Origin of the sequence: Microcoleus sp. AT8-A3 (assembly GCF_036705675.1) — a bacterium.
Classification (GTDB): domain Bacteria; phylum Cyanobacteriota; class Cyanobacteriia; order Cyanobacteriales; family Microcoleaceae; genus Microcoleus.
Genome location: NZ_JAUBVD010000022.1, coordinates 23,547 through 50,392, shown reverse-complemented (window position 1 = coordinate 50,392; position 26,846 = coordinate 23,547). Strand labels below are relative to the sequence as shown.

Genomic DNA, 26,846 nt, shown 5'->3' with positions numbered 1-26,846 from the left:
ATCGACAGGACATGATATCAAGATTAACTTGCGATTAGTTCCAATAGCTTTTCAGCATTATTCACGCTTTCCATATCGTAAAGTTCCCGGTTGTAACAAACAATTTGTGCTACTAATTTGTGATGATATTGTTGAGCTTTTTCATTTCTAGAACCATGAACCTGACGATAATTAAGAACTATTTCTCTCGTTCCAAAAAAAGGAATGCTATGTTTGTGACAATTAACCCAAAATTCCCAATCCTCATAACCTTCTTTCATCTCTGCTTTGTAACCGTTGACCAAATTCCAAACTGATTTGTGATACAATGAAGACGGGTGAATCATATTAGATTGCTTGATATTTTCCGGCGAATACAAATCGTAACTGGGTACGGTGCGCTTTTCATTGCCAAACAGTTGATAAGAACCAAATGCTATGCAAGGTACTTTGGATTTTAGACATATTTCTAAAAGACAAATCAAGGCATTGGGATCTAAAATATCATCGGCATCTAAGGGAATTATGTATTCGCCGTTTGCTGCCGATATGCCAGTATTTCTAGCCCTTGATATCCCTTGATTAGCTTGTTCTATTAGCCTAATTTGATGCTGGGGATTTGTTGCTATCAAATTTTTGGCGGCTGTGCTAGTAGTATCTAAGCTGCCATCATTAACAATGATTATTTCCCAATTTTTGTAAGTTTGATTGATAACGCTAGTTACTGCTTGCGACAAAAAATGAGCTTGATTGTAACAGGGAATAATCACAGATATTAAAGGTCGATCTGCCAATTGTGGCGATGCTGAAACTTGTTTGACACTTTCTGATTGTAAATTCTGTGCCGAATTTCTAGCAGCTTGCAAGCTGTAAAAATAAATCTTGGGATGGACGATCGCTAATTGATTCAGCTCGGTATTTTGATACTCATTTACTAACCTCGGATATCCCGGCAAGTATTCTTGTTTAACAAAAATCAAGATATTCTGAGCGTACCAAGGCTCTACTTTGTCATTGTTCCATATTTTTTTTCTCAAGCAATCAATGACTGCATAGCCCTTTTTCTGAAAGTAATAAACCCAATATTCTGGCCACTGTTCGTTAACGTGTTCGACGCCTCCTTGAAATGGTATCGCAGCCGAAAACAGAATCACTGGTGCTAGTTGAGTGAGAGAATTAACAAAGTTTTCGGCACAGGTAGCGGGCAAATGTTCGGCAACTTCCAGAGAAATTGCTAAGTCAAACTTTCTGTTTATTTGCAGCGGTTGCTTTAAATCGGCGGATTGAAACTGATTTAAAGGAATTTGTAAAATAGTGCGATCGACATAATCGCCATCTATTCCCAAACAATCAGCAATTCCCAACTTCTGAAACGCAGCTAACCAGCTTCCCGTACCGCAGCCCACATCCACTACACTTTTAGGTAAAATCGGTTGCAGCAAGTCTAACAGCAGGGGAATAATTTCTCTAGCAGAAGTGCGAGTTCCTTCTCCGATTAATTGGTAAAAATCTCTTGTATAAGATGACTGTTGGTTTTGATGGGTTTGGCTGCCTGTTGGAGAATTAATTGTCTCTAAACTGCTAATATTGTAGCCGTGCAAATGTGCTGGCAACTGCCAGGAAATCTTGGGGTCTGGTTGATGTTTTACTGGCTCGACATTGCCCCGCCAAGCAGCACCCATAATTTGCATTGTTTGATATACTACCGTTTGCCATCCCCTTTGCTTCAAGTAATCTAAACCTTGAGCAACATCGGGAGCGGTTAAATCGTGAAATAAAATTATTGCATCTTCCTCCGCCAATTTTTCACACGCAATGGCATCATTTAACGGCCCATCACCTCCGTGTTCTCCGTCAATAAAAATTAACGACCATTTGCGGTTGAATTGAGCGGAATATTCTTCTACTCGTTGGGGGCTATAGCCCGGTATTAGCTCGACTGATGTTTGAACGCCCGACGCATTTAGAGCACTTTGAATTGAATCGATTACACTTTGTCTGATATCTTCTCTTTCTAACAGCGGATCGACGACATCTAACTCAACTCCTGCGAGGGCTATGTGACAAGCAGACCAACCCAGCCAGCAACCTATTTCTAATGCTTTTTTACCCTTGAATTGCAAAGCAGTATTGTAAAGAATATGTGCTTCGTCGCGATTCAAAAACCCGATAAATGGATAGCGCTTGTCTGCATACCAATTATGCGGAACTTCCCGGCGCAAATAAGGCCAGTTACTCGTATTTGGATCGGCAATAATCATATTGGGGAAATAGGAGTCAGGTATAATTATTTGGAACCCTGGCGAGACATAATCCCCTGGATGTAATAAATTATTTTTGCTAATTTCCGGTTGTTGGTAAGTCATTTTGGGTTTTTGAAATATTTGGACTGCTTCCTGTTTTTTAGGTTGGTAACGGACGCTAATTTCCAGTATATCGCCGTCAGTTGCCATCAATTGTACTCGGTCAAACTGCTGGCGGCCAGCTAAATGCAAAATGCCGATCGCCTCCTGCGGCAAGTACGGCTCCACAAAACAGCCTCGCTGCTTGTCCCAAACCGGAAAACCGTTGAATATCCAATTGCACCAAGCTGGGAGCATTTCAGTGAGATTGAACAATTCGCCACTGTAAACAGCGAGGTTGAGGGCAAATTGATCTGTCATGACACAGCCGGATCTTTGCAATCCTTGATTGATTTTTTCTGCCCAGATTTCCCAGTGCAAAGCATCTTGTCGGAGTGCGAAAACTCCGGCATTTAATATCGGATAAGTGTAGAATTTATTAGCAATTTCTTCACCAAAGTTAGCTTCATATTGTTGATAAACCCACGGCCAAAACTGAGGAAGTTGCCCGTACTGCTGCAAGCTTGCCCTGTGAACTTCGGGAACAATTGCCAGCCCCCGGCGCGATGCTCCTTCAACCAACAAATTAATTGCTCTCCAGTCTTGAACCCAAGCATCTGCATCTATCCAAAGGTATATATCAAAATTGGGAAAGTATTTTCGCAAACAAGGTCTAACTAATAGTCCTTTTAAATGTTCTGGAGATTCATTTCTACCGGGAAAATCAAAATCCCAGTCCGGTTTTTTAATAAAAGTTACTTGCCTTTCTAGCCACTGCAACTGTTCGGGAGTGCAGCCGAGATCGAAAAAGCCGATCGCCACATTTTCACCCTCTGGTTTTTCCCGCACCGATAAAATAGTACCTTGCACCAATTCAAAGTAATTTGCATCGGCGGCCGTGATGATGATAATCTGCATAAATAGTAACGGGTGCATCTCGTTGGGTGGGGCGGGTTTATTTAACCTGTTTGCACCGTTGAGGGGAAGGGGTGAACCCGCCCCTACAGGCTGCTTGAAAAGTCTGATTAAATTATAGAGTAGGGTAGGGTGCGCCGCAGCACCGCAATATTCATAAAACTATACTATCGAGACGATCGAGGAGGAATTGTGAAAAACCATAAAGGGAAAGTTTATCTAGTCGGTGCGGGGCCCGGAGATTGTAACTTGATGACAGTGCGATCGCACAAACTGCTATCCCAGGCCGAAGTCTTAATCTACGATGCCCTCATCGACATCCCGCAACTCGAATTAATCCCAGTAACTTGTCGGAAAATCGAAGTCGGGAAACGCGGAGGCAAACCTTCCACCCAGCAGGAAGAAATTAACCGTTTGCTGGTAGAACATTGCCAACTTGGAAAACAAGTGATCCGCTTAAAAAGTGGCGATCCGTTTATTTTTGGTCGTTCTAGTTCGGAAATTCAAGCATTAATTACAGCGGGCTGCGACTTTGAAGTAATACCCGGAATATCCTCCGCCTTAGCCGCACCTTTACTAGCAGGAATTCCCCTCACAGATCCGGTAATGAGTCGCTGTTTTGCAGTGATGAGCGCCCACGAACCGGATGCTTTGGAATGGGAAGCATTAGTGCAGATAGAAACTTTGGTAATATTGATGGGAGGGCGCAATTTAAGCGAGATAATTTGGCAATTGCAAAAGCACGGACGATCGCCCGAAACTCCGATCGCCATTATCCGAAATTGCGGCCGCCCCGAACAGCAAATTTGGCTAGGCACTCTCTTCAACATTGTACAGCAAACAGCAGGTCAATCTCTGTCGCCTTGCGTAATCGTAATTGGGGAAGTAGTTAGATTGCGCGAATATTTAATCCAGCCAGAAAGCACAAATATGATCGATACACCAGTCACCATTAATAACAGCCAATTGCCGCTAGCAGGAAAAACCATTTTAGTCACGCGATCGGTTTCTCAGTCTGCTGAATTTAGCGATCGACTCCAGCAACAAGGAGCCCGCGCGATCGAAATGCCCGCCTTGGTAATTGGGCCCCCGTCCACTTGGGAACCATTAGACAGTGCGATCGCACAATTGTCAAGCTTTCACTGGTTAATTCTCACTTCCCACAACGCTGTAGACTGCTTTTTTCAAAGATTACAAGCAAAAGGCAAAGACGCCCGCAGCTTGTTTGGTATTAAAATCGCAGTTGTCGGGAAAAAAACAGCAGAAAGTTTGCGATCGCACTCTCTACAACCCGACTTTATTCCCCCCAACTTTGTCGCCGATTCCCTAGTCGAGAACTTCCCCTGGCAGGGCGGGCACGGGGGCACCGCCCCTACAAACTGCAAAATCCTATTTCCGAGAGTAGAAAGCGGCGGCAGAGAAGTTTTAGTTAAAGAATTCACCGCCAAAGGAGCGCAAGTAATAGAAGTGCCAGCTTACCAATCTTGCTGTCCCGAAACTATCGATCCGATCGCCCTATCCGCACTCCAAAACCAAGCCGTAAATATCATAACCTTTGCCAGTTCCAAAACCGTGCATAACTTTTGCAATCTCCTCGAAAAAAGCCCAGAATTATCCCTGTCTAAGGATTGGTTGGAAAACGTTTGCATCGCATCCATCGGGCCGGAAACTTCCAAAAGCTGTCAGAATTTATTGGGTAAGTTAGATGTGGAAGCCAAAGAATATACCTTAGACGGATTGACTGAGGCGATCGTCCAATGGGCACAAGCGAGGTTGTAAAATAGTTGTACGATCATTAGGAGGAAAGAAACATGACCGCAAAAGACCAACTTCTTCAAGAACTAGACCAAGTACCAGAACCCGTGCTGCTGAAAGTGCTTGAATTTGTCCGTTCCTTAAAGACTGAAGAAGAACAACAAAAACTAGAAGCCAAAGCATGGCAGGCATATCTAAATTCCGAACACGAAAGAAAGGAGGTTTACCGTCGCCTTGCCAACTCCTAATTTTGTCAGCAAAAGTATGGTTTTAAGTATCCACGCCAGACAGATAGAGAGGTTTGGCGGCACTCCCGGCGTTAGAGATGAAGGTTTGTTAGAGTCGGCTTTGGCTCAACCGCAAGCAACTTTTGGCGGTCAATTTTTGCATTCAACGATTAGCGAACAAGCTGCCGCCTATCTCTATCACATAGCGATGAATCATCCCTTTATTGACGGCAATAAACGATCGGCTTTTGCAGTGACAGATACCTTTTTGCGTTTGAATGGTGGCGCTTTGAATTTGACCGACGATGAAGTATATGATTTAGTCATGCGAGTCGCGCGGGGAACGATGACTAAGGAAGAACTAACCACCGAGTTGGAGTCATGTATTGTTGAGGTTTAATAAGTAAGTTTGGCAGTGCGCTACATTGAGATTAAGTAAGATGCGCCGATAAGCGCCCTACAGTGAAATAGCGAATCGCGGAACAAAAAAGCGAGTAAAGTTATCACTAAAGAACAAAGCCGAGATCCCTTGCGTCAAGCCAGTAATAAAACTAAACAGAAAATAGCACCAACCGCCGATCGCCCTTCCTCCACCAAATCCCGCTACCCAGCTACTAATTAGCAATAGCCATGAATATAAATTTTTCTCGTTACGACACCTTAACCACCCTGCTAGCAGGAACTACCGCAGCCTTAACCATAGTCATCAGTCAGCCCGCGATCGCCAAAACCCCCCAAGAAGTCGCCAGCATTGCCGGGCCGCTGACAGTACAAATTAACAGTGCTCTCGGAGACGGTTCTGGGGTAATTATTGCCAAAACAGGCAAAACTTACACAGTTTTAACAGTCAACCACGTCGTAGAAAAAGCAGACGTGAAATACACCGTTCGCACGTCTAAAGGCAAAAACTATCAAGCAACCTCCGTCACCCGTTTGCAAACCGCCGAAACTGACCCGGATTTAGCCGTAGTCAAATTTGAAAGCCCCGAAGAATATCCAGTCGCGACGATCGCAGATTCCGATCAAGCCGTCATCGGCACTCAAATCTTCGTTTACGGCTATCCCGCTACCGGCGGACTTTTCGGCGCTGAACGAGAACCCGAACTCTCTCCCGGACTCGTTACCAGCCGCCCCAGCAACCGCCCGGAAGGTTACACTTTGCGGTATCAGGCCGTAACTTGGAGTGGCATGAGTGGCGGCCCAGTTTTTGACTCCGAAGGCCGAGTCATCGGTTTACACGGACAAGGGGAATTCGGTTTTGCTCAAACCAGTTCCGGCGAAGTCGCCCCAATTAAAACCGGATTTAACGCAGCAGTTCCCATCAATACATTTATCGCCAAGCTAGTGGCGGCGGGAATAAACAAATCCGAGTTGAAAGTAGACAATACTCCCGCAACGATCGGCCCGGTATCCACCGCCAATCCCCAAGACGCCCAAGCCTATTATTTTCGAGGACTTTCGCTGTTAGATCAAGGAGATGCTTGGGAGGCGATCGCGGATTTCAACAGAGCACTCGCTTTCAAGCCCAAATATACCCCTGAATTGTATTTTAATATCGGTAATGCCCGCACTTTCATCACCGCCGGCTTAGCCCAACTCGAACCCACACGCGGTTCCAATGCTATTCAAGCATACACCCTGGCGATCGAAGCCAATCCCGGTTTTGCCGACGCTTACTACAACCGAGCTTTAGCTTACCTGGACAACAAAGACCAACCGAAAGCAATTGCCGACTTCCAAAAAGCAGCAGAACTTTACAAGCAAGGCGGCAGAACCAGCGCCTATCAAGACGCGCTCAACAGAATCAAGCAATTGCAGTAGACTTACAAGTTAAGAATTAAGAATTAAAAATGGGATTATTCATTTTTAATTCTTAATCACGTTCATACAAACAGCAGGTAAATAACCATGACTGCTATCACCTTAAACCTCAACTCCCTGATTAAACTAACTTCAGAACAGTTTTATCAACTGTGCGAAGAAAACCCTGACTTGAAACTCGAACGCAACGCCAACGGAGAATTAATCGCCATGCCGCCAACCGGAGGAGAAACAGGGAAACGCAATGTCAAATTGACTACACAATTGGATGTGTGGAACGAACAAACCGAACTCGGCGAAGTGTTTGATTCCTCCACAGGATTTACTCTGCCCAACAAAGCCGATCGATCTCCTGATGTCTCCTGGGTAGAAAAATCCCGCTGGTCAGCTTTGACGCCCGAACAAAGAGAAAAATTCATCCCGCTTTGTCCCGATTTTGTCATTGAATTAGTCTCGCCCAGCGACAGTTTGAAAAAAAGTCAGGAAAAAATGCAAGAATATATGGAAAATGGCTGCCGTTTGGGTTGGCTAATTAACCGCAAAAAACGGGAAGTTGAAATTTATCGCCCCGGTCAAGATGTGGAAGTTTTACAATCTCCTCTCATTCTTTCTGGGGAAAATGTTTTGCCGGGATTTGTTCTCAATTTGCAAAAAATTTGGAATTAGCAGAATTTAATTTTGACTTATATCATCTTCTGTAAAATAACCTTTACCATTTCTTAGGGAGGAATGCCAGTCCGAGCGATTTGGATTAGGACTCTCAGTCCTCATTACAAACCAATTTTGTTATAATCTTTCGAGGGGACATAATATTAGCTGGAAATTGATAAAATTGTAATTACTCATAAAATTAACTGGCTCGAATTATGGTTCAAACAATTCAAGCTAAAAATGTCACATTAGAAGAATTAAAAACAGTTTTTGACCTTCAACTTGTCACAGACGACCAATTTTTCCGAGAATGGCAAGATGAGTTACCAGAAATTACCGACTTTCAAAAACGACAGCTAGATCAGATGAAAGCGGGTTACTTCAACTTGTTAGAGTATCCGCCGATGCTGGAAAAAACCATTAGTTTGTCAATTGTCTCTCCGCTGTTATTTGCAGGCGAGTTTTATCTGCATCCTTTCTACATTAAACCAGAAAAATCCGTCGAATTTTCCGAAGAAGATGAAGGGGTTATCATCAAAGGCAGCATCGACACTTTAGTTTTAAAAGAGCAGTTGTGGCTGATGGTAATAGAATCGAAACTCGTTTCGTTTTCGATCGAAGCGGGATTGGCGCAAATTTTAGCTTATATGCTGGCAAATCCCAACCCGGACAAACCTAGTTACGGCATGATTGCTACAGGCGGCAGTTTCATCTTTGTCAAATTAGTTAACGGAGAATCACCTCGATATAGCACATCTAAGGGGTATCTCACCCGGAACCCCGGCAACGAACTTTATGACGTGCTCCGCATCCTCAAACGGCTGACTCAATTAGTGATTAGTCAGTAGTTATTGGCAATTGGGAATTGGCCCGCGCAGGGAATTAGGCATTAATCTTCCTTCTTCCCTCTTCCTTCTTCCTTCTTCCTTCTTCCTTCTATCTTCAGAATTACCACGGCGAACCGATCATTGTAAAAGCGGCCCAATAATAAGGATGCGACAAATTTCGATCGCCCCTGGCGGCCAACTCCGACGGCAAAGGCAGAGCTTGATTGTTGCCCGATCGTACCAAATAACCATCTTGCAACCGCACTTCACCCCGCAACATCGCCAACTGCGCTTGCCGCAAAGCCTCAGCCTTAATCGGCGCTGTACGCAACTGCTGGTAAAACTCAGTCATCAGCCCCAAAGTACCGACATCGCTGACATACCACAAACTCGCCAAAGCCGATTTTACCCCCGCGTGCACCGCCAACCCCGCAAACCCCAACTCAGCTTGTTCGTCTCCCACCGCCGTAGTACACGCACTCAAAACCAATAACTCCACCTGCGGGTTAGATAACTTCAACTGATCCAACTGATTCAACCGCAACTTAGTATCCCAAAACTGAATGTAAGAATTTTGGGCCCCCCCAGGCTGAAAATCGCCGTGAGTAGCTAAATGAATAATTTTGTATTGCGATTGATTGCGCTTCTGCTTCAAATTTGCCAAAGTAAAAGCTTCATTAAGAAAAGACGAACCAGGCCAAATCTTGCCCACAATTGTCGATATTTCCAACGGCACCGCAGGCAAAGGATTTTGATCGTATTTGGCGGGAAAATTCGACGCACCCATCGCTAAAACTTCAGAACCCTTAACATCGGCATAGCGAGTATCAGTTAAACTCAAACTCGGAATCAGCCCCAAACTGTACTTTTCTACCAAAAACTGCTTGCCGTCGTAAAGAGCAGCTAAAGGCAAAGTTCGCAAACCGGCATCCATCGAAAACACCAAAGTGTCAATCTTGTTAGCCTCCAATTCCGGTTGCAGCGGTGCAATTAACCACTGGTAAAGTTCCTCGGCAGGTTGCTTGTAATCAACAGCATTCAATCTCCTGGGACTTCTGATAGCATTAGTAAATTCTTTAGCAACTTTGAGCACTGTCTCGCGGCTTGCCGGCACACTTTTAAAAACATTTTTGCCGTCTGGCAACAACAACACAAGTTCTAAATGTTTGTCTTTTGCCCATACGTAAAGGATGGCGGGTTTAACCCCAGTCAATTGATTGACACTGCTGAGAGTATCTCGAATACTTTGCTGTGTGACTGACTTTTCAGTCACAGTGCCCCCAAAGTAACGTTCAAAGTCCCGCCCCTGAGTTCTATCCCTTTGCTGCACTGCGTCGATCGGATTTATTTGCGCGATCGAGTTCGATCGAGAAATCTCAGGAACCCTCACATTCCCGATACCTTCTGACGTTACCGCACTCCCCGGCTTCTGTGGAGTTTTTGCCACGCTGGCGTTTTCTGTCACCGCAGGCGCGGGCAAATTGTCTTTTAACACCGACGGCGATCGCACTACCGGGCCGGCAGCAGTCTGGTTAGACTGCGCCTCAACAGACGCAACAGCAGGTTCTGGCGAGACATTTGCGTTACTGAGCTTTGGCGCAGACACTGGGGGGCCGAGACTCACCTGAGTCACAATTTGTTGAGAATTCTCTGTAGTTTGCAGTTCCACAGTGGTAGTTGGTGCCGGAGTCGGCACGATCGCCAGCGGCCCGATCGCAGTTGAGGAAGTGGCAGTATTCGACTTCGAGTTTCCAGTCCCAACAGTCGCCGCCGTGCAGGTTCCCGACGGGCAAGAGCTTTGCAGCAGCGTCTGTGAACCCGATTGAGCCAGCCCTTCTGTAGAAATGCTGACCTGGGCGGGTTCAGCAGCCGTTCCTGTTCCCGGTGGCCGAAATGCTCCCCCAGCCTCGATCGCCACATCGCCGCCGGTATTGCCGCGAGCTTTGATCGAAACAACTTCAACATCTTTCTGGCCAGTAATTTGGCTCGAACCGGCACTTCCCGATTGCGAACTCGAGTTAATCACCCCTGTAACGATCCGGCCCGGCGCAGCAATCGAAATATCTCCCCCGCTTCTGGCACCAAAAGCATCGATATTGCCGGTTTCTACCGCACCGGCGCTGCGAATATTGATAGGGCCCGCCACCCCGGAAGTTGAGCGAGATGAAACCGTACCAGCAGTCAAATTGCCTTGGGTGCTAGTGATATTAATCCCCGCAATCGAGGTAACGTCTCCGACGGCTACAGTACCGCCCATCAGAGAGATCGTGGCGTTATCAGTACCGACGATCGCACCCGTTCCCACGATCGCGCCGGTATCCAACGGCGAGCGAATCGTCATCGGATCTTGAAATGTCACCGCCACTGGCGTGGAATTTGGCGTTGAATTTGGCGTTGGAGAACCAATCGAGATCGCACCGCTACCGTCAGCGCGCCCGATCGTCATCGAAGCAAACCCATTCCGAAAAGTGTTCAATTCAGCAGCAGTCAAGTTCAGAGCTTCTGTATCGCCAGAACCTTGAATTATAATATTTTGACTGGGATCGGCAGGTTGCAGCACCAGATTGCCGTTGCTGGCGATCGAATTTTTGTCACCCGTCAAGTCAATTTCGTTGCCAGTTAAAGTAATATTTCCCGGTGTTTGCGAGCCGCCAGCTTCGATCGCCCCTGCAGTGACTCCATTGCGCCCCGTTAGCGTCACATTCCCCGCGCGATCGCCCCTCGTGTCGATCGCCCCAGCAGTCACCGTACCCTGTGCAGTAACACTCACATCTCCCGCCGAATTGCCTATATCTTCGGGAGGATTGACAGAAGTGTTGATGGTGCGGGCAGTTCCAGTAAGTAGCTGACCGGTTGTGACATTGCCTGCGGTGCTGACGATGCGAATTTCCTGATTGTTGGTAGTGATATTTCCGGTTCTGATATTGCCGTCAGCTTTGAGAGTAATTGAGGCCTTGTCTGCCCCTGTCAGGGAACTTGTAGTAGTGATTGTCCCCAAACCCGCTGGCGATTGAATAATTAGCGGATCGTAAAATGTGAAATCGTTAGCAATCAGAATTGAACCGATACCGTTGCTGCGCCCGATCGTAATTCCAGCAAACCCATTTTCCAAACTTCCGAGGTCGTTTGCGGTCAGATTCAAATAAATATTAGTACCGACATCTCCAGAACCGCCGATCGCAATATTTTGACCAGGACTCCAAGGTTGCAGTACCAAAAAGCCAGTACCGCTGACTGAATTTTTGTCACCTTTAAAATTAATTTCATTACCAGTCAAAGTAATGTTTCCCGAACCCCCTGCGATCGAGCTCACTCCCAGAACATTTCGAGCCGTCACAGTGACATTTCCCGTCGCTTCCGGGCCGCTGGCATCAAGTTTTTGCGCCGTTACATTCAGGCCTTCGAGCAAAATATTTCCGCTGCTGCCAGTGCTGGGATTGGATGAAGAAATCTTGTTGGCAACAGTCGAACCCGGACTAATCAAACTAATATTTCCGCCGTTACTTGACAAATTGCCCGCTGTAATTTGACTTCCCGAAATGGTTATAGCACCGCCAGCCGTGCTAATTGTATCGGCCGCATTCATCGAAAAAGCACCCGCACCATTGCCATCCGCATCTGCTCTAAATGTTACCGAACCAGTAGTTGCTTGAAAGCTCAACTGATTGTCCGCCAAATCAGCAATTGTAATATCATTGAGCGCTTCGAGAACCACATTTGCAGTCGCCGACATACTTTCCAAAGCTCTAGCCGAAATTGTCAGCGAAGGCTCAGAATTGTTTTCCTGTCCTGGTAGCGTTCCTGTTGCCAAAATATTATTGTTAGCAATTATTTCCGCATCGCCCGCAGCTTCTGGGGAATCTGTAATGAAAATATTTTCAGGATCTAACAGCAAAGTCCCCAAACCGTTTGTCCCAGAGGTATCAACAGTACCGTTAAAAATCAATCTTTGCTTACCCGAAACTTCCACAAACCCCCCAACACCTGCGGTTCCCGTTGCAGAAACGCCATTGGCGCTGATGCTGCCCAAAAATGCTGTTGTGTTGTCAGCCCAGACAACAACTCTGCCGCCGTTGCCTGATTCAGTTGCGTTGGCTGCGATCGAACTTTTGCCATCCACGTAAGTCATCCCGGCAGTCGGCACAGTTCCCTCGCCTCGGTAATCTCCCCCGATCCGCACCGTTCCGCCACCGTCCGGGCCCGAAGCCTCAATCTTCGCTCCCAATAGCCCTACCTTGTCACCCAACACGTTGACGCTTCCTCCGACGCCCCCCCTGGCAGACACGTCTGCAGCACCCCCTACCAGAGCATTTCCAGCCCCTGCAGGCACTGTTTGGCCGCCTGTGAGCACCACTTCACCTTGAGCGTTCGTAGTTATACCCGTAGCGTGAGCCACGCCGGGGCCAGAGAGCAGCCGAGGTAAACTCAGCCCAGAGAAGGGAACAGCTTCCGAACCCGACACTGCTGCTGCCGGAGAAACTTCTAAACTCAGCAAAAGTCCGTTTTGACTCAACCGCACCAGATTTTCGCCCGGAACAGCCGCCACAGTAATTTGACCGCCTGGGGCTGAAAGTTGTCCTGTACTGATGACCGTACCGCCCAGCAAAGTCAAATTTTGCCCGGTGCCGACAGCCAAGTTACCGGCATTGACAATACTCCCCGGCTGTGGGCCAAAAGCAAAAGCATTGGGCGTTCCGACGAGGGCCGCGAAGTCGTTCGCCCCAGTACCGTTGAACCAACCGTCGTCAAAACCGATACCGCTAGCGGTGGTAGCCAAAAAAGACCCGGACACGTCGAGTCGGGCATTTGTTCCGAAGATAATGCCTGCGGGATTCATCAGCAACAAATTAGAATTGCCGCCACTAACTTGAATTAGACCATTAATTAAGGAAGCATCGCCCCCGACAACACGGCCGAGGATATTTTTAACGCTTGGGTTGGAGATGAAATTGGCAGTTTCGCCCGAATTCAGATTGAACCGAGTAAAACTGTGGAACAAATTTGCTCCGTCTCTGGAGGTAGTGCCGCCCTGAATGTCGTAGCGAGGAGGCGACGCTGTACGTGGGGCGGTGACATTGGTTCCGGTGCCGTCTGGGGCTGGAGTAATAGATTGTGCCGCAGCAATTTGAGATTGGGGATAAATTGCCACGAGTACCCATCCGTTGCTGTTTTCTTTGAGGAAAACCAGGTTGGGGAAAAAATCTAATATCAAAAATCCAGCAATGGGAATTGCTGCCAAAATCGACCGCACAGCACGTTGAGCATTCATAAGTTTGCCTCGGTCTAGACCTTAATTCGAGTTTAAAATTGAGATTTTAGGTAAAAAAGAGTCGATCGCACCCAATGCTGACACTTCCTAACGCGAACTCTCGATCGCAAATCTTAAAATTTAAGTCTAAATTTGATTGTGTCACCAACATAGCAAAGACTGACAGTAAGTGTCGAAACACAGTTCCGTTTAAACGCCTGAAAATTATGAGCGATCGAATTGTCCGTCTGATCGGTTTAACTGGGGGCATCGCCACCGGTAAAACCGCTATATCTAATTATCTGGCCGATGCCTGTGGATTTCCGATTTTAGATGCCGATATTTTTGCCCGCGAAGCTGTGAACCCCGGTTCGCCAATACTTGACTCTATTGTAAAACGATACGGCGCGGGTATTTTGCTCCCGGACGGCAATTTAAATCGGCCAGAGTTGGGAAGTATTATTTTTTGTAACGCAGACGAGCGGCAGTGGTTGGAACAACAGATTCACCCTTACGTGCGCCGCCGATTAGTTGAGGAAACTCAAAGCTACATTGCTGCATCGAGTTTGGTATCCCAAGACACACAGGATTTAGGTACAAAGACTCAAGAAACCGGCTTGTTTCACCAAAAGCTAGAACGAAGTATTGTGGAAAAAAAATCCGGTTTCTGTGCCAAGGCTGACACGTTGACTTTGGTTTTGGTAGTGCCGCTGCTGTTTGAAGCTAACATGACTGACTTGTGTACCGAAATTTGGGTAGTGTACTGTTCACCCGAAGTGCAGTTAGAACGACTAATGCAGCGAGATGGCTTAAGTTACGATCGAGCTAATGCCCGCATTAACGCCCAGTTGCCGCTAGCTCAAAAGTGTCAACAAGCTGATGTTGTTTTGGACAACTCGTCAACCCTCGACTCGCTATTCCAGCAGGTAGATGTGCAACTCAGTCGCTGTGAGATTTGATATTTGAGATTGACTCGGCGATATGAGTTTTAAAACCAGGTTTTTTTAATTTCTGCGCGGCAGTTAGTCCATTTTAGATGTGAGATTTGAGATTGAATCCACGATTTTGCGAAGGGGCTTTTTTCCCTCAACCGCTTTCGACTCCTCCTTGAGAATGGCGCGTCACCGCTCTTGTCACAAAGCCAGATCAGAAAAGATCCGAAAAAATCAAAGATGCACAATTTATTTAAAAATACAAGAGCAACCATTTATGAAGTTAATGTGAAAATTAGGCATTGCCTCCTTTAAGGAATCTCATTCACCAAGATATTTATATGTAATACCAATTCTCCCAACTCTTGCAACAATTATGAGTTTTTGGTTTGTTTACGCTCACGCTTCAGGTAAGGTTCGTCGCTTGGAGATTGTCGCTCTTTTTTAGGATTGGCAGGTGGCGACGCACCCGGAGCGCTACTGTTGCATGAGTTTTGAGAATTAGTATAACGTCCTGATGGCGCGCCTGGGTACTCTCTTGTTGTGTCTGTAATCCCCGGTTGCCACTTCAACTCAATAAATTATCAAGTTAATCATAAAAGTAGTAAAACTTTACAATTGGCGCTTTTTGTTTCTTTCTTGGAAGACTGTTTCAAAAGGATTCCAGGGGCGATACCCTTTTAAATTTTATATTTTAGATTTTAGATTGGGGAATGATTTATAACTACGAGGGCTGGGAATACGGGCCTAGAAGAGTAGCATTTTTTTTGTGAACATGGTCTTGAATTCTGCTGGTTGCCCGCAACTAGCAGAGAACTAGAAATTACCAGCGAAAAAGCGAGCTAGATGAGGGATTTAACCCGCTTTTAACCAAAATTCAAAAAAATTGCAGGTGCCGTCACTTACTAATTGATGATTTCACCACAATTATTTTTTTTATCCTGATAGCAGAGTACAGACTGCGTATCAAGAAGGGAAAATACACCCACCAAAATTTATGATGCGCGTTTACTCTTCCATCCTGATGTCAAGCCTGTTACTGAGTGCTGGCGCAGTTAATGCTCAAAGCTTAGAAACTCGATCGACCTTTTTTGCTCAAGACAACTCTGCTCCCGAAATTTTAACCGCCATAGCCGACTCTCAGACCTTTTACGATAAGGAGCCAGATAATAAGCCGCCACAACGAGGAAGCGGGAGATAAAGCCGAAAAAAGCGATAATTGCAGGGAATTAGGGGGAGAATGGGAGAAAAGAAAATTGGGATAAGAAGAGAAAAATTGAATATTTCGAGCCATTAATTGCGGACTTACGTACTGCGTAGCAAAAAACCGATTTTTCAGCAGTATTTGACGAGTCAAGGCATAATTGTTCGCTATTTCGATTTTTTGGCCAAGCGTCCTCAAGATATCAGACACCACCAACGGGCGGGAAATGTTGCACTCAAAAAAAAAGAAAGGTAAAGCGCGAGTAGGAATCTTACGCTTTACCTTTTTTTTTAAACTTTTGCAGATTTAATCTTCTTCCGCAGCTTCGCCACCAACAACGACATCGCGAATCCGCAAACTCGGGCCGCCGCAGCCCACGGGCAAACCGCTTTGCCCTGCCTTGCCGCAGCCCCCGGATTCATCCCAGTAGAAATCGTCGCCGATCGCCTCAATATCGGCTAAAGTGCTGAAAACATTACCCGAAAGAGTAACATCCCGCACCGGATTGTCTAATTTTCCGTCGCGGATCATCCAAGCTTCGCCGGCACTGAAAGTAAACATTTCGCCGTTAGTCATGCCGCCTTGCCAATTGCGCGCATAAACTCCTTCTTTGATACCAGAAAATAAGTCAGCAACTGGCGTGTCACCCCGTTCGATCCAAGTATTCGTCATGCGAACGATCGGCGGATAATGATAATTCAAACAGCGAGCATTGCCAGTAGGCGTTTCTCCCAACTTGCCCGCCGTTTCCCGCGAGTGCAGTCGCCCGACTAAAGCGCCGTCTTTAATTAACTGAGTAGTAGTCGCGGGAGTGCCTTCGTCGTCGTAGAAATAGCTGCCCCGGTGTCCCTCTGGCGATGCACCGTCGAAAATTTGCAAGTTTTCTGGGCCGAACTGGCGGCCGAGGGTCATAATTTCCAAAATGTCGGGATTTTCGTAGGCCATGTCGGCTTCGGAAAGGTGTCCGAAGGCTTCATGGACAAACAATCCGGTCAAAATCGGGTCGATGACGACGGTGTAGGTGTTGCCTTGGACGGGGGGTAAGGCTAGGGAATCTACGGCTCTCTGGGCGGCGCTGCGAACTTGAATATCGAGATCCGTTAAGTCTTCGTAAGCTTTGCGGGAACCGGTGGTTTCGCGGCCGGTTTGTACGGTTTCCCCGCTGCGGGCTGTGGCGGCAAAGCGCATTTCCATGTCTGCCCAACCTTGTTCGAGCATGGTGCCTTCGGAGGTGGCGAGGATGATCCGCTGGGTGCTGTCGCCGTAGCGCACGGAGATTGTGGCGATGCGCGGGTCAATGCTGCGGAGGATGGCCGCGTAACGATCGCACAATTGCTTTTTGTCAATTAGGGGAACCAGACGGGGGTCTGTTCCTGTCAGCGGCAGCAAGCAAATGTCTTGTACTGGCGTAACTGGCGCCAGGATCGTTTCTTCTTCGCCGATCAGTTTGGCCGCGGCGATGGCTTCTTCGATTCTTTCGGCGAGGGTGGAAAGTCTGTTAAAACTGGCAAAGCCCCAACCACCTTTGTGGCAAGCTCTGACTTGGCCGCCAATTGAGACTCCTTCGCTGAGGGTTTCAATTTTTTCGCCTCGCAGCAGGATGTCGGTGCCTTCGGCTTCTTCCAGTCGAATTGCCAGATAATCGACTTGGTGGCGGTAGCGTGCCATTAAGTCTGACAGCAGATTTTTCGAGTCGGCGATCGAGGTGGGCATAAGGAAAGCACGGTGTTTAACTTACTTCATTTTGCACTGTTGTCAGGGCGATCGTACAAAATACCGCCGCAAGCGCGGAGATTGCGACTTATTGGTACGGTTCTGCCAATATCCTTAGTTGACAAATGTGGATATCCTGTGAGTTAGGAGGAAGGCGCAAGAAATTATGCGGGATTTTTCGATCGTGCTGGTGCTTGACCCAGCCCAAAAACGGATACCGTGCCACGTACTCCTGTCGTGGAAAGATAAAAATTTTAGACCAAAGTTCAATCTCCCAGATTGCATCTGTGGGGTAAATCTAAAATCTAAAATCTAAAATCTAAAATCGACTGACTCCTAACTCCTGAACTTTCCTATACATAAATACTTCACCCTTCATGCCTCCGAAGGTGGGTTTATAACTACTATGAATACTTACTTTTTACCGACAATAAGCGAAATTTTAGCCTCCGAAGGCCAAGAAAATGACCTGAGTCTCTTTGATGCTAAGTTGGCGGGAGGAAACAACCGCCATCGGTGTCCTGCAAGCCGTGGGGCTTCTCGGCTGAAAGCTGAACAGGAATGGTATGGGGCGATCGCAGCTTTGAATCAAATGCTCGATCGGCAAAAAGCAGGACAAAAAACAGATGCCGATCGAGCAAATGGTCGATCGACAATCTCCAATTCCTGTCAGGGATTGGTGTTGTCGGGCCCATCTTCGGTTTTGACTCACCCCGCTTTGGCCAACGGCTTTGCCAATTGGATTTTTACCAGTATTCCCGACAACGATGCAGCTTTGTGGTCTTTTCGGGCCAGACAAACTTTAGCTTTAATGCCGGCGGCTGATGTGCAAACCTCAGTACCTGCGACGGCCCCGGCTTTGGCTTTGGCAAGTGGCGATCCCTTAGCCAACGAGCAGTTTTGTTTGGTTTTAACTGCTAGTTTTAGCCTGGTGATGGTTTTGGGTGAAAATTCTGCGGGAATTCCGGCTTTTCTATTTTCTTTCGATCCGCAAGTAGTCGCCAAAGCTTGGGAAGTTTTGCGGCGCAGGGTGACTGAAAGCGAATGTTTGCTTGCCAATTCTGACGGTAGCTTCAATTTACCAGTTAGCAAATTAACTAATAATTCTACTAAATTAGACGCGCTGTTCCAGCAGTTTTTGCCTGTGGAGCCAAATTATCAAACAGTGATGCAGTTCAGCCGCTTGCTGTTGCATAATTTGCCGGTTGGGAAAGAGGAAGCAGGCAGGATAAAGGATGAAAGAAGTGATGATGGTTTGAACCATAGACATCACAAGTTATCGGCTACAGATATCAACTGCCAATCTCCAATTCCTCTCGCTACGAAAGAGGTGGAATTGCTACAGGCGATCGCCCACGAAGTCCGCACTCCTTTGGCTACTATTCGCACGCTGACTCGATTGTTGCTGAAACGTCCCAAACTTGAGCCAGTGGTGGTCAAGCGTTTGGAAATGATTGATGCTGAGTGTACCGCTCAGATCGATCGCTTCGGTTTAATTTTCCGCGCCGTGGAATTGGAAATGTCGCAAGCTAAAAATTCGGGCGTGCAGCTAACAGCAATGTCCCTCGGTGAAGTGCTACAAAATAGCATTCCCCGCTGGCAAAAACAGGCGACTGTGCGAAACCACACTTTGGAAGTTATTGTGCCGAAAAAGTTGCCGGCGGTAGTCAGCGATCCGACGATGCTGGATCAGGTTTTAACTAATTTGATTGAGAATTTTACTCGAACTTTGCCTTCGGGGAGTCGCATTCAGGTGGAGGTGACATTGGCGGGCGATCAGTTAAAGTTGCAGTTGGAATCGGAACACTTACCTGAAGGTAATGTCGCATCGACTTTTGCAGAAGCGGCGAATGCTCCTTTGCGCTCGATCGGGCCTTTGTTGATGGTGCAGCCGGAGACGGGAAGTTTGAGTTTAAATTTGAGCGTGACTAAGAATTTATTTCGGGCTGCTGGCGGGAAGTTGGTAATTCGCCAGCGGCCCCAAAAGGGTGAGGTGATGACGGTATTTTTGCCGCTGCAATAGTGCTTAGTCATTAGTCATTAGTCATTAGTCATTAGTTTTAATCAATGAAAATCTCAATGACAAACTCCGTTCCTTCTCCCAGTGCAGAAATACAACAGTCAATGAGTTTGAGTTGTTTAGTCTCAGGATTAATCAGATATAATCTAGTGCCAATCAGATTCTATCGTCCTATCAATACTTAAAAATACAACAAATTTCACAGCCCACGAACAGCTAACAGTTAACAGTTAACTGTTAACTGTTAACTGTTAACCGAATTCATTTAACCGAATTCATTCTGGCTTTCAAGGCATCTCGCGCTTGTTCTCGATCGTCAAAATGGACTTTTTCGGTGCCCAAAATTTGATAATCTTCGTGTCCTTTCCCTGCAATCAGCACGCCATCTCCCGGTTTAGCGTCCATAATAGCAGTGCGAATTGCAGCGGCTCGATCGCACATCACTATCGGCTTTACTGTGGCGGGAATTCCTGCTAAAACATCCTCCAAAATGCGATCGGGATTTTCCGTGCGCGGATTGTCGGAAGTAACAACAGCTAAATCGGCTAATTCTGCCACAATTTTACCCATGATCGGCCGCTTAGTGCGATCGCGATCGCCACCGCAGCCAAACACGCAAATCATCTTACTCGGAATAAACGGCCGCGACGCCTTCAACAAGTTCTCCAAACTGTCTGGAGTGTGCGCGTAATCGACAATAACGCTAATATCTTGGTCGGGACTAATTTGCACCCGTTCCATCCGTCCCGGAACTCCCGAAAACTGAGATAATTTCTCCACAATTGCGGACAAATCTAAACCCAATTCTAAAACAGCACCAACAGCAGCCAACATATTTGATAAATTGAACTGACCGACTAAAGGCAAAGAAAAAGCTGTTTCACCCTTGGGAGTGTGCAGCATTCCCGTAACTCCATTAGGCTGATACTGCAAATCTGAAGCATACAAATCTGCCGTTTTGTCGCTAGTGCTGTAACTCCAAACTAGGTCAGATTTGAGGGTTTCAACTATCCGCTGCCCGTAGGTATCGTCAATATTAATCACAGCGCGATTTGCGAGGTAATCCGAACCAAACAAAAGCGATTTAGCCTCAAAATAATCTTCCATATCCCGGTGATAATCGAGATGATCTTGAGTCAAATTTGTAAAGACAGCAACTTCAAAACTACACCCCAAAACTCGCTGTTGCGCTAAAGCGTGGGAACTGACTTCCATTACCCCGTGTTTGCATCCGGCGACTACAGCTTCTGCTAATTGCTTTTGCAGGTCAACTGCAAAAGGTGTGGTGTAAAGTGCAGTTTGTTGGAATCCCGGCCAGCGAGTATAAAGCGTACCAAAAATTGCCGTCGGCAACTGCATTTCATTGAGCAAAAATTCGATTAAATGAGTTGTTGTAGTTTTGCCGTTAGTCCCGGTAACGCCGACAAGTTTTAATTTGCTAGCTGGATTGCCGTAAAAAGCAGTGGCTATTTGACCGCAAACTTGAGCCATATCGGCTGCTGCGATGACGCAGGGAACCTCTTCTAGCCCCTTGCTAAGGGGGGAAGGAACCTCTTCTAGCCCCCCCTTGCTAAGGGGGGGTTGGGGGGGTGTCTTCTCGGCTGCTTGGGTGGAAATTATGGCGGCAACTGCACCAGATTCGATCGCACTTTGCCAAAAATCTCCGCCATCTACCCGAGTTCCCGGCATTCCCAAAAACAAATCGCCCGCCTGACAAGCGTGGGAATTAGTGGATAAACCCTTGACTTCGACATCGAGGGCGGGATGTTGGGCGTCAAAGGAAATGCTGGGAACTGCTGCTAATAATTCTCTCAATTTCATCTGAAAAACTCCTCACTTGGATGTCTTGAATATGACTGGCGGAACACATTGTTTGAGCCACTCTCTACAGGTTTTTGCTGTGGGCGGTGCAAAGCCTAAGTTTTTTTGGTGCGCGGTGTAAAAGCTCTCGCCCTAGAGTAAGCTGCACACCGAGCACCCCGAAGTCAGGATTAAAACCTGAGTTTTTGGGTAAATTGTATTATTGTGACAGATCGATTTGCAAATATTTCTGTAACATTTGCTCCAATTGGGCGACACTACAGCGGGGAGAAGGACGGGGTAAAAGTTCTTCAGGGGAGAATGCAGCCTCGCCAGCAGAATTTGTTGGTTGGGGCTGCGCTTTAAACAAAACTGGAACTTCGTACTGATAAGCTTGAAACCAGTCATCGCGTTCGGTAATATCTCGGACTTCGAGTTGAAACTTCAGGCTTTCAATCTGTTCGAGTTTTTCTTGCAACCCTTCGCACAAGTGGCATCCGGGTTTGGTGTACAAAATCAATCGCATCATAAGAGTACAATTAAACTCGATCTTAAATTATCAAACCTGCGATCGCCATTGGGCTAACTCAACGCGAGTAAGACACAACTCACGGCTTTATTGGTCGCAATGCGCGATCCGATGTTATCTTAGCATTGACGGCAAACCGATTACGGTAATTTGCCATCTCAATGTAAATACAGGTCGATCTATCCATACACTCGGTCAGTAAAAAATGCAAATTACGCCTGAAATTTCTGGGAAAATTAAATTATTACGTCTCCCCCTAATTATTGGGATTGTTACTATTCACTCGTCTATAAATTCTGTGGGATATGCTGACAATTTTTTCCAGACTTTTATTGCGAGCACTTGGGGTGGTTCCTGCGTTTCTTTTTTGTTTGTTATTTCAGGATTTCTTTTTTTCAAAAGTTTTAACTTATCGCTAAATTCTTACCAAGAAAAGCTCAAGTCTCGGTTTTGGACTCTCCTGGTTCCCTATTTATTTTGGAACTTAGCTTTATTGGCAATGGTCTTAATTGTCTTGAACATACCGGCAACAACTTCTATTATTCAAGGTCATTACAAAAAATACATTGAAGACTACAGCTTCGCCAATTTTATAGATTGTTTGACGGGGTACAGAAACGGTTATCCGATCGCATTTCATTTCTGGTATGTCCGGGACTTAATCGCGATGGTGATTCTATCTCCGGTATTTTTACTGGTAGCTAGAAAGATACCCTATCTAGGTTTGGCTTTGTTTGCCGCGCCTTGGTTGCTGAAATTACAACTTGGTTTTATTAAAATCCAGTGGTTGGGGCCACTGTTCTTTTATTTGGGATGTCTGATTGCTGTTCAAAAATTGGATTTAACTTGGATCAATCGACGAAAAAGTTTGATCGTAAGCATATACTTAGCGATGGCTGTTGTGCTGGCAATAATGAAAACATCCGAAATAGAAACTTTCCAACACCTGTTTGAATGCTGCACCAGAGTAGTAGGTACGATGGCGATTTGGTGCGCTGCCGATTTGGTAGGTGGGAAGCTGCAAAAGGTGTGTTTAAATCTTTCGGGTTTGGCATTTTTTGTTTATGCTTCTCACGAACCGACGGTAACAGTTTTGAAGGAAGTTTTTGAGAAATTGTCAAAAACGCCAAATTCGATAACTGTCATGATACACTATTTGTTGATATTGACAATTTCCACTTTACTAACGCTGGCTGCGGGTAGTCTTTTACAAAGGTACACGCCTAAATTTTTCCAAGTGATAACAGGTGCCAGGGGATAATCATACAATTTTAGATTTTAGATTTTAGATTTTAGATTTTAGATTAGGGAGGGATGATTATCATCGTTTCGCTCTTGCCTACAGTAGCATTTTTTGGGGCTACCTAATATCAATTTTAGATTGGGGATTAGAGAGTTTAGATTACTCTCTTTCTGCTCTTCCTCTGTGCCCTCTGCGCCTCTGCGGTAAAAAAATAAATCTAGTTCACCAATGAAAAAGTTAAATTTATTCACACCAACTAATTTTCCAATTACGATTGACTAATAAATCAAGCTTTAGTATAGTATAGAAATAGCCCTACATAAAGGAGGCAGTATGGACTGCACCGAATACGCAGAAGCCAAGCGAAAAGCAGCCAAAAAAATTAGCGGCGACATTCGAGAACGCTGGAACAATCGCATTGTTCAGCGAGAATTGCACTTGATGGGAGAAGCGGGGGCAGTGCAGTATTTAGCTGATTACGGGCGCGGCATCGGTACGGCAAAAGTTATTGGTTTTGCACTGTGCGCGGAGTCGGAAGGATACCCGGAAATGGCGATCGGCTTTTGGAAAAGAGCGTTTGAATTGGAAACAGGAGAAAAGCCGATCGCCCTCAATACTCCAAACAAATCTACCACCAATCTTGCTCCTGCTGCAAAATCAACTACCGCTGCCAGAATAGAGACTGTTAATGACCCCGTAGTTCCCGAATTGCCACCGCATTTGCAGCCGGGAAGGATTGTCACCATGCAGCCGGTGGACGCGCCGAGTGAACGTTCTTATTACATCGAAAATCCCGATTATTGGGGACAGCCAAAGCGCGACGGCAATCGAGTAGTGGTCATCGCGACGCCAGATAAAGCATACTACCAATCGCGATCGACTAACCTGCGGCAACAAGCATCGATTGAAATTGAACAGGCATTAATCGACACAGCCGCTAAAATTGGCACCTTTATTTTAGACGGCGAACTGTATTACAAAAGCTGTACCGGCAGCGAACACCGCACCGGCGCGCAAGCTGCTACAGTTAATATTGAAAGCGGTTTTCCCACAATCCAGCCCAGCGCAATTTATGCCATTTTTAAAAGTTTGTTTTTCAAAGGCAATGATTTAACTACCGTGGCAGAATCAGAACGAATTGCAGCGGGAGTTGAAGTTGGCGAAATTCTGGCAAATATATCCCCAGCCTTTGAAGTTGTACCGACATTTCGCACCACCGCCGAAAAACTCGTCCTGGCAAATCAGCAGGAATCTGAAAATAGAGAAGGCGAAGTTTGGGTGTTGCACAACTGCCAGTATGTCGGCGGCAAAGATGTTAAGAAATATCCGATGGTGAGGACTAAATACTGTCAAGAACACGATTTATTTATTGTGGGTTTGACGGCCACAAAAGTTGCGGGGCGGCCGTTTAGCGCCGTCAAAGTAGCGCAAGAAATTGATGGCAAATTAGTCCCAGTAGGAACCGTGGGAACCGGGTTTAGCGCGGAGGAAATGCAGGAAATTGCCCGACTCTACGAGGCTAACCCCAAAAATGTCAAAATTAAAGTGCGATCGCAGGGTTTGACGGAAAGCGGCAAATTATGGCACGCCCGATTTCTGGAGTTTTGTTAAATTTGTAGGGAAACTGCAGTGACGTTTCCCAGCCGGGTATGCGATTATTAACCAATAGTGGTAAATAAATAAAAATATCGGAGGAAACCTCAATGTTTGTTAGCAAAAATAATTTTTACATCTCCCCAGAAGAGTACCTAGAAGGCGAGCGAGTAAGCCCCATCAAACACGAATACAGACGCGGACACGTTTATGCAATGACCGGGGCAAAAAAACCTCATATTGTTATTTCAGTAAATTTAGCAAGTTTGCTTAACAATCATCTCCGCGAGAGTTCCTGCTTAGTTCTTTCATCAGATATAAAAGTCCGACTGGAAGATGCAAATTGCTATTACTATCCTGATGTAGCGGTGACTTGCGACGAAAGAGATACAAGTTCCACCGAAGACTTCATTATCTATCCATCTCTAATTATTGAGGTGCTATCTCCCTCAACTGCATCTTTTGACAGGGGCAATAAATTTGTCGATTACCAAACTTCTCTGAGTTTGCAAGAATACGTACTCATCACTCAATCTGAAATTAAAATAGAGTGTTTTCGGCTTAACGAGTCAGGAAATTGGGTGTCTCAAACTTACGGACAAGGAGATAGAGTAGAATTTGTTAGTGCGAATTTTAGTTGTGAAATTAGCGAAATCTATGAAAAAGTCCCCGGCATCATATTGTGATGTATGAAAAACAACTTTCTTGGGTTCGCAGTCAGGAATGCAAGTCATGCTTCTGAGGACTTCACTCCTCACTCCGAACCAAACGATAACTAACAAATAGAAAAAACAATGATTAAAATCTTACACCTTTCAGACATTCACATGGGCAGTGGCTTTTCCCACGGCCGGATTAATCCCGAAACTGGTTTAAATACGCGGCTGGAAGACTTCGCGGCGACGCTGAGCAAATGTATGGATAGAGCAATTTCTGAACCCGTAGATTTAGTCCTATTCGGCGGCGATGCTTTCCCGGATTCGACGCCTCCACCGTTTGTAAAAGAGGCTTTTGCTCGCCAATTCAGCCGCTTGGTGGAGGCGCAAATTCCGACGGTTTTGCTAGTAGGAAATCATGACCAACATTCCCAGGGACAAGGCGGCGCGAGTTTGGGGATTTATCGGACTTTGGGGATACCTAAGTTTATTGTAGGCGATCGCCTGGACACTCACCTGATTCAAACCCGCAGCGGGCCCGTACAGGTGGTAACATTGCCTTGGTTGACTCGATCGACCTTAATGACACGTTCCGAGACTGAAAGCCTGTCTATGGGCGATGTTAACCAATTATTAACCGAAAAACTGACGATCGCAATGGAAGGCGAAATCCGCCGCCTCAACCCCGACATACCAACCGTACTTTTAGCGCACTTAATGGCAGATAAAGCAAGTCTGGGCGCCGAACGTTTTTTAGCAGTTGGCAAAGGTTTTAACATTCCCGTTTCCATGCTAACTCGTCCTTGTTTTGATTACGTTGCTCTCGGCCACGTACACAAACACCAAAATCTCAACGCTGACAACAATCCGCCCGTAATTTATCCCGGAAGTATCGAACGAGTTGACTTTAGCGAAGAGAAAGAAGATAAAGGTTTTGTGTTAGTTAATTTGGAACGGGGGAAAGCAGAGTGGGAATTTTGCGCTTTGCCAGTGCGGGTGTTTCAGACGATTAAAGTGAATGTTTCCGAATCGGAAAATCCGCAAGCCGAGTTAGTTAAAGCTATTAGCAAGAAAGAGATACAAGATGCGGTTGTGAGATTAATTTACCAATTGCGATCCGAACAATTAGATTTAATCGACAACGCTGAATTGCACGCACTTCTGGGCGAAGCGCACAGCTATACAATCCAGCCGGAATTAGTCAGTCAGTTAGCAAGGCCGCGTTTACCAGAATTGAATGCTAATAATAGTATAGAACCCTTAGAAGCTTTGAAAACTTATCTGGCAAGTCGCGAAGATTTGAAAGATGTTGCGGAGAGTATGTTAGAGGCGGCGCAGGGTTTGTTGGGTGGTACGGAGGAAGTTTTAGTTGAATTTTAGGTAGAATTTTA

The 26,846-nt window shown here is 46.1% G+C and carries 18 protein-coding genes; 13 read left to right on the top strand and 5 right to left on the bottom strand.

Annotation, left to right across the window (positions count from 1 at the left end; all coding sequences use genetic code 11):
* Nucleotides 1-23: 23 nt before the first annotated feature.
* Nucleotides 24-3,239, bottom strand: a complete 3,216-nt coding sequence (locus QUB51_RS15090; RefSeq protein ID WP_333262250.1) for a glycosyltransferase — start codon at nucleotides 3,237-3,239, stop codon at nucleotides 24-26.
* A gap of 189 nt (nucleotides 3,240-3,428) precedes the next feature.
* Here QUB51_RS15090 and cobA point away from each other — a divergent pair, with 189 nt between their 5' ends.
* From cobA to QUB51_RS15060, 6 genes are all read left to right on the top strand, one after another.
* On the top strand, nucleotides 3,429-5,015 hold the full coding sequence (cobA, locus tag QUB51_RS15085) for a uroporphyrinogen-III C-methyltransferase (protein ID WP_333262253.1): 1,587 nt from the start codon (nucleotides 3,429-3,431) through the stop codon (nucleotides 5,013-5,015).
* A gap of 32 nt (nucleotides 5,016-5,047) precedes the next feature.
* Nucleotides 5,048-5,239 carry a DUF2281 domain-containing protein gene (locus QUB51_RS15080; RefSeq protein WP_333053201.1) on the top strand — a complete coding sequence of 64 codons (192 nt, stop codon included), beginning with the start codon at nucleotides 5,048-5,050 and terminating at the stop codon, nucleotides 5,237-5,239.
* Nucleotides 5,226-5,618 (top strand): type II toxin-antitoxin system death-on-curing family toxin, encoded by a 393-nt coding sequence (locus QUB51_RS15075; RefSeq protein ID WP_333053202.1) that lies wholly within the window; start codon nucleotides 5,226-5,228, stop codon nucleotides 5,616-5,618. Before QUB51_RS15080 ends, QUB51_RS15075 begins: the two co-directional genes overlap by 14 nt.
* Before the next feature lie 230 nt (nucleotides 5,619-5,848).
* A complete protein-coding gene (locus QUB51_RS15070; protein ID WP_333053203.1) occupies nucleotides 5,849-7,039 on the top strand; it encodes a tetratricopeptide repeat-containing serine protease family protein in 1,191 nt (396 codons plus the stop codon).
* Between the two features lie 87 nt (nucleotides 7,040-7,126).
* A complete protein-coding gene (locus QUB51_RS15065) occupies nucleotides 7,127-7,705 on the top strand; it encodes a Uma2 family endonuclease (protein WP_333053204.1) in 579 nt (192 codons plus the stop codon).
* Between the two features lie 200 nt (nucleotides 7,706-7,905).
* Nucleotides 7,906-8,538, top strand: a complete 633-nt coding sequence (locus QUB51_RS15060; protein ID WP_333262261.1) for a restriction endonuclease subunit R — start codon at nucleotides 7,906-7,908, stop codon at nucleotides 8,536-8,538.
* A gap of 100 nt (nucleotides 8,539-8,638) precedes the next feature.
* Here QUB51_RS15060 and QUB51_RS15055 read toward each other — a convergent pair whose 3' ends face one another.
* Nucleotides 8,639-13,786, bottom strand: coding sequence for a CHAT domain-containing protein (locus QUB51_RS15055; protein ID WP_333208306.1), 5,148 nt, complete (start codon nucleotides 13,784-13,786; stop codon nucleotides 8,639-8,641).
* Between the two features lie 206 nt (nucleotides 13,787-13,992).
* Here QUB51_RS15055 and coaE point away from each other — a divergent pair, with 206 nt between their 5' ends.
* Together coaE and patX are read left to right on the top strand one after the other, a co-directional pair.
* Nucleotides 13,993-14,724 carry a dephospho-CoA kinase gene (gene coaE / locus QUB51_RS15050; RefSeq protein ID WP_333262289.1) on the top strand — a complete coding sequence of 244 codons (732 nt, stop codon included), beginning with the start codon at nucleotides 13,993-13,995 and terminating at the stop codon, nucleotides 14,722-14,724.
* 970 nt (nucleotides 14,725-15,694) lie between these two features.
* Nucleotides 15,695-15,898: a heterocyst-inhibiting protein PatX gene (patX, locus tag QUB51_RS15045; RefSeq protein ID WP_333208308.1), complete on the top strand. Its 204-nt coding sequence runs from the start codon at nucleotides 15,695-15,697 to the stop codon at nucleotides 15,896-15,898.
* 309 nt (nucleotides 15,899-16,207) lie between these two features.
* Here the strand turns inward: patX and QUB51_RS15040 are convergent, their stop codons facing one another.
* Nucleotides 16,208-17,614 (bottom strand): TldD/PmbA family protein, encoded by a 1,407-nt coding sequence (locus QUB51_RS15040; protein WP_333053209.1) that lies wholly within the window; start codon nucleotides 17,612-17,614, stop codon nucleotides 16,208-16,210.
* A gap of 406 nt (nucleotides 17,615-18,020) precedes the next feature.
* On the opposite strand from QUB51_RS15040, the gene QUB51_RS15035 reads away from it, so the two are divergent.
* Nucleotides 18,021-19,637: a HAMP domain-containing sensor histidine kinase gene (locus QUB51_RS15035; RefSeq protein WP_333262266.1), complete on the top strand. Its 1,617-nt coding sequence runs from the start codon at nucleotides 18,021-18,023 to the stop codon at nucleotides 19,635-19,637.
* Between the two features lie 258 nt (nucleotides 19,638-19,895).
* Here the strand turns inward: QUB51_RS15035 and QUB51_RS15030 are convergent, their stop codons facing one another.
* Together QUB51_RS15030 and QUB51_RS15025 are read right to left on the bottom strand one after the other, a co-directional pair.
* Nucleotides 19,896-21,455, bottom strand: coding sequence for a UDP-N-acetylmuramoyl-L-alanyl-D-glutamate--2,6-diaminopimelate ligase (locus tag QUB51_RS15030; protein WP_333053213.1), 1,560 nt, complete (start codon nucleotides 21,453-21,455; stop codon nucleotides 19,896-19,898).
* 199 nt (nucleotides 21,456-21,654) lie between these two features.
* The gene (locus tag QUB51_RS15025) at nucleotides 21,655-21,960 is read right to left on the bottom strand and encodes a glutaredoxin family protein (RefSeq protein WP_333053321.1); all 306 of its coding nucleotides are present in this window, start codon (nucleotides 21,958-21,960) and stop codon (nucleotides 21,655-21,657) included.
* A gap of 208 nt (nucleotides 21,961-22,168) precedes the next feature.
* On the opposite strand from QUB51_RS15025, the gene QUB51_RS15020 reads away from it, so the two are divergent.
* From QUB51_RS15020 to QUB51_RS15005, 4 genes are all read left to right on the top strand, one after another.
* Nucleotides 22,169-23,224 (top strand): acyltransferase, encoded by a 1,056-nt coding sequence (locus tag QUB51_RS15020; RefSeq protein WP_333053215.1) that lies wholly within the window; start codon nucleotides 22,169-22,171, stop codon nucleotides 23,222-23,224.
* Nucleotides 23,225-23,539: 315 nt separating this feature from the next.
* Nucleotides 23,540-24,817, top strand: coding sequence for an ATP-dependent DNA ligase (locus QUB51_RS15015; protein WP_333208311.1), 1,278 nt, complete (start codon nucleotides 23,540-23,542; stop codon nucleotides 24,815-24,817).
* Nucleotides 24,818-24,909: 92 nt separating this feature from the next.
* Nucleotides 24,910-25,485 carry a Uma2 family endonuclease gene (locus QUB51_RS15010; protein ID WP_333262273.1) on the top strand — a complete coding sequence of 192 codons (576 nt, stop codon included), beginning with the start codon at nucleotides 24,910-24,912 and terminating at the stop codon, nucleotides 25,483-25,485.
* Nucleotides 25,486-25,593: 108 nt separating this feature from the next.
* On the top strand, nucleotides 25,594-26,835 hold the full coding sequence (locus QUB51_RS15005; RefSeq protein WP_333053220.1) for an exonuclease SbcCD subunit D: 1,242 nt from the start codon (nucleotides 25,594-25,596) through the stop codon (nucleotides 26,833-26,835).
* The last annotated feature ends 11 nt before the right edge of the window (nucleotides 26,836-26,846 follow it).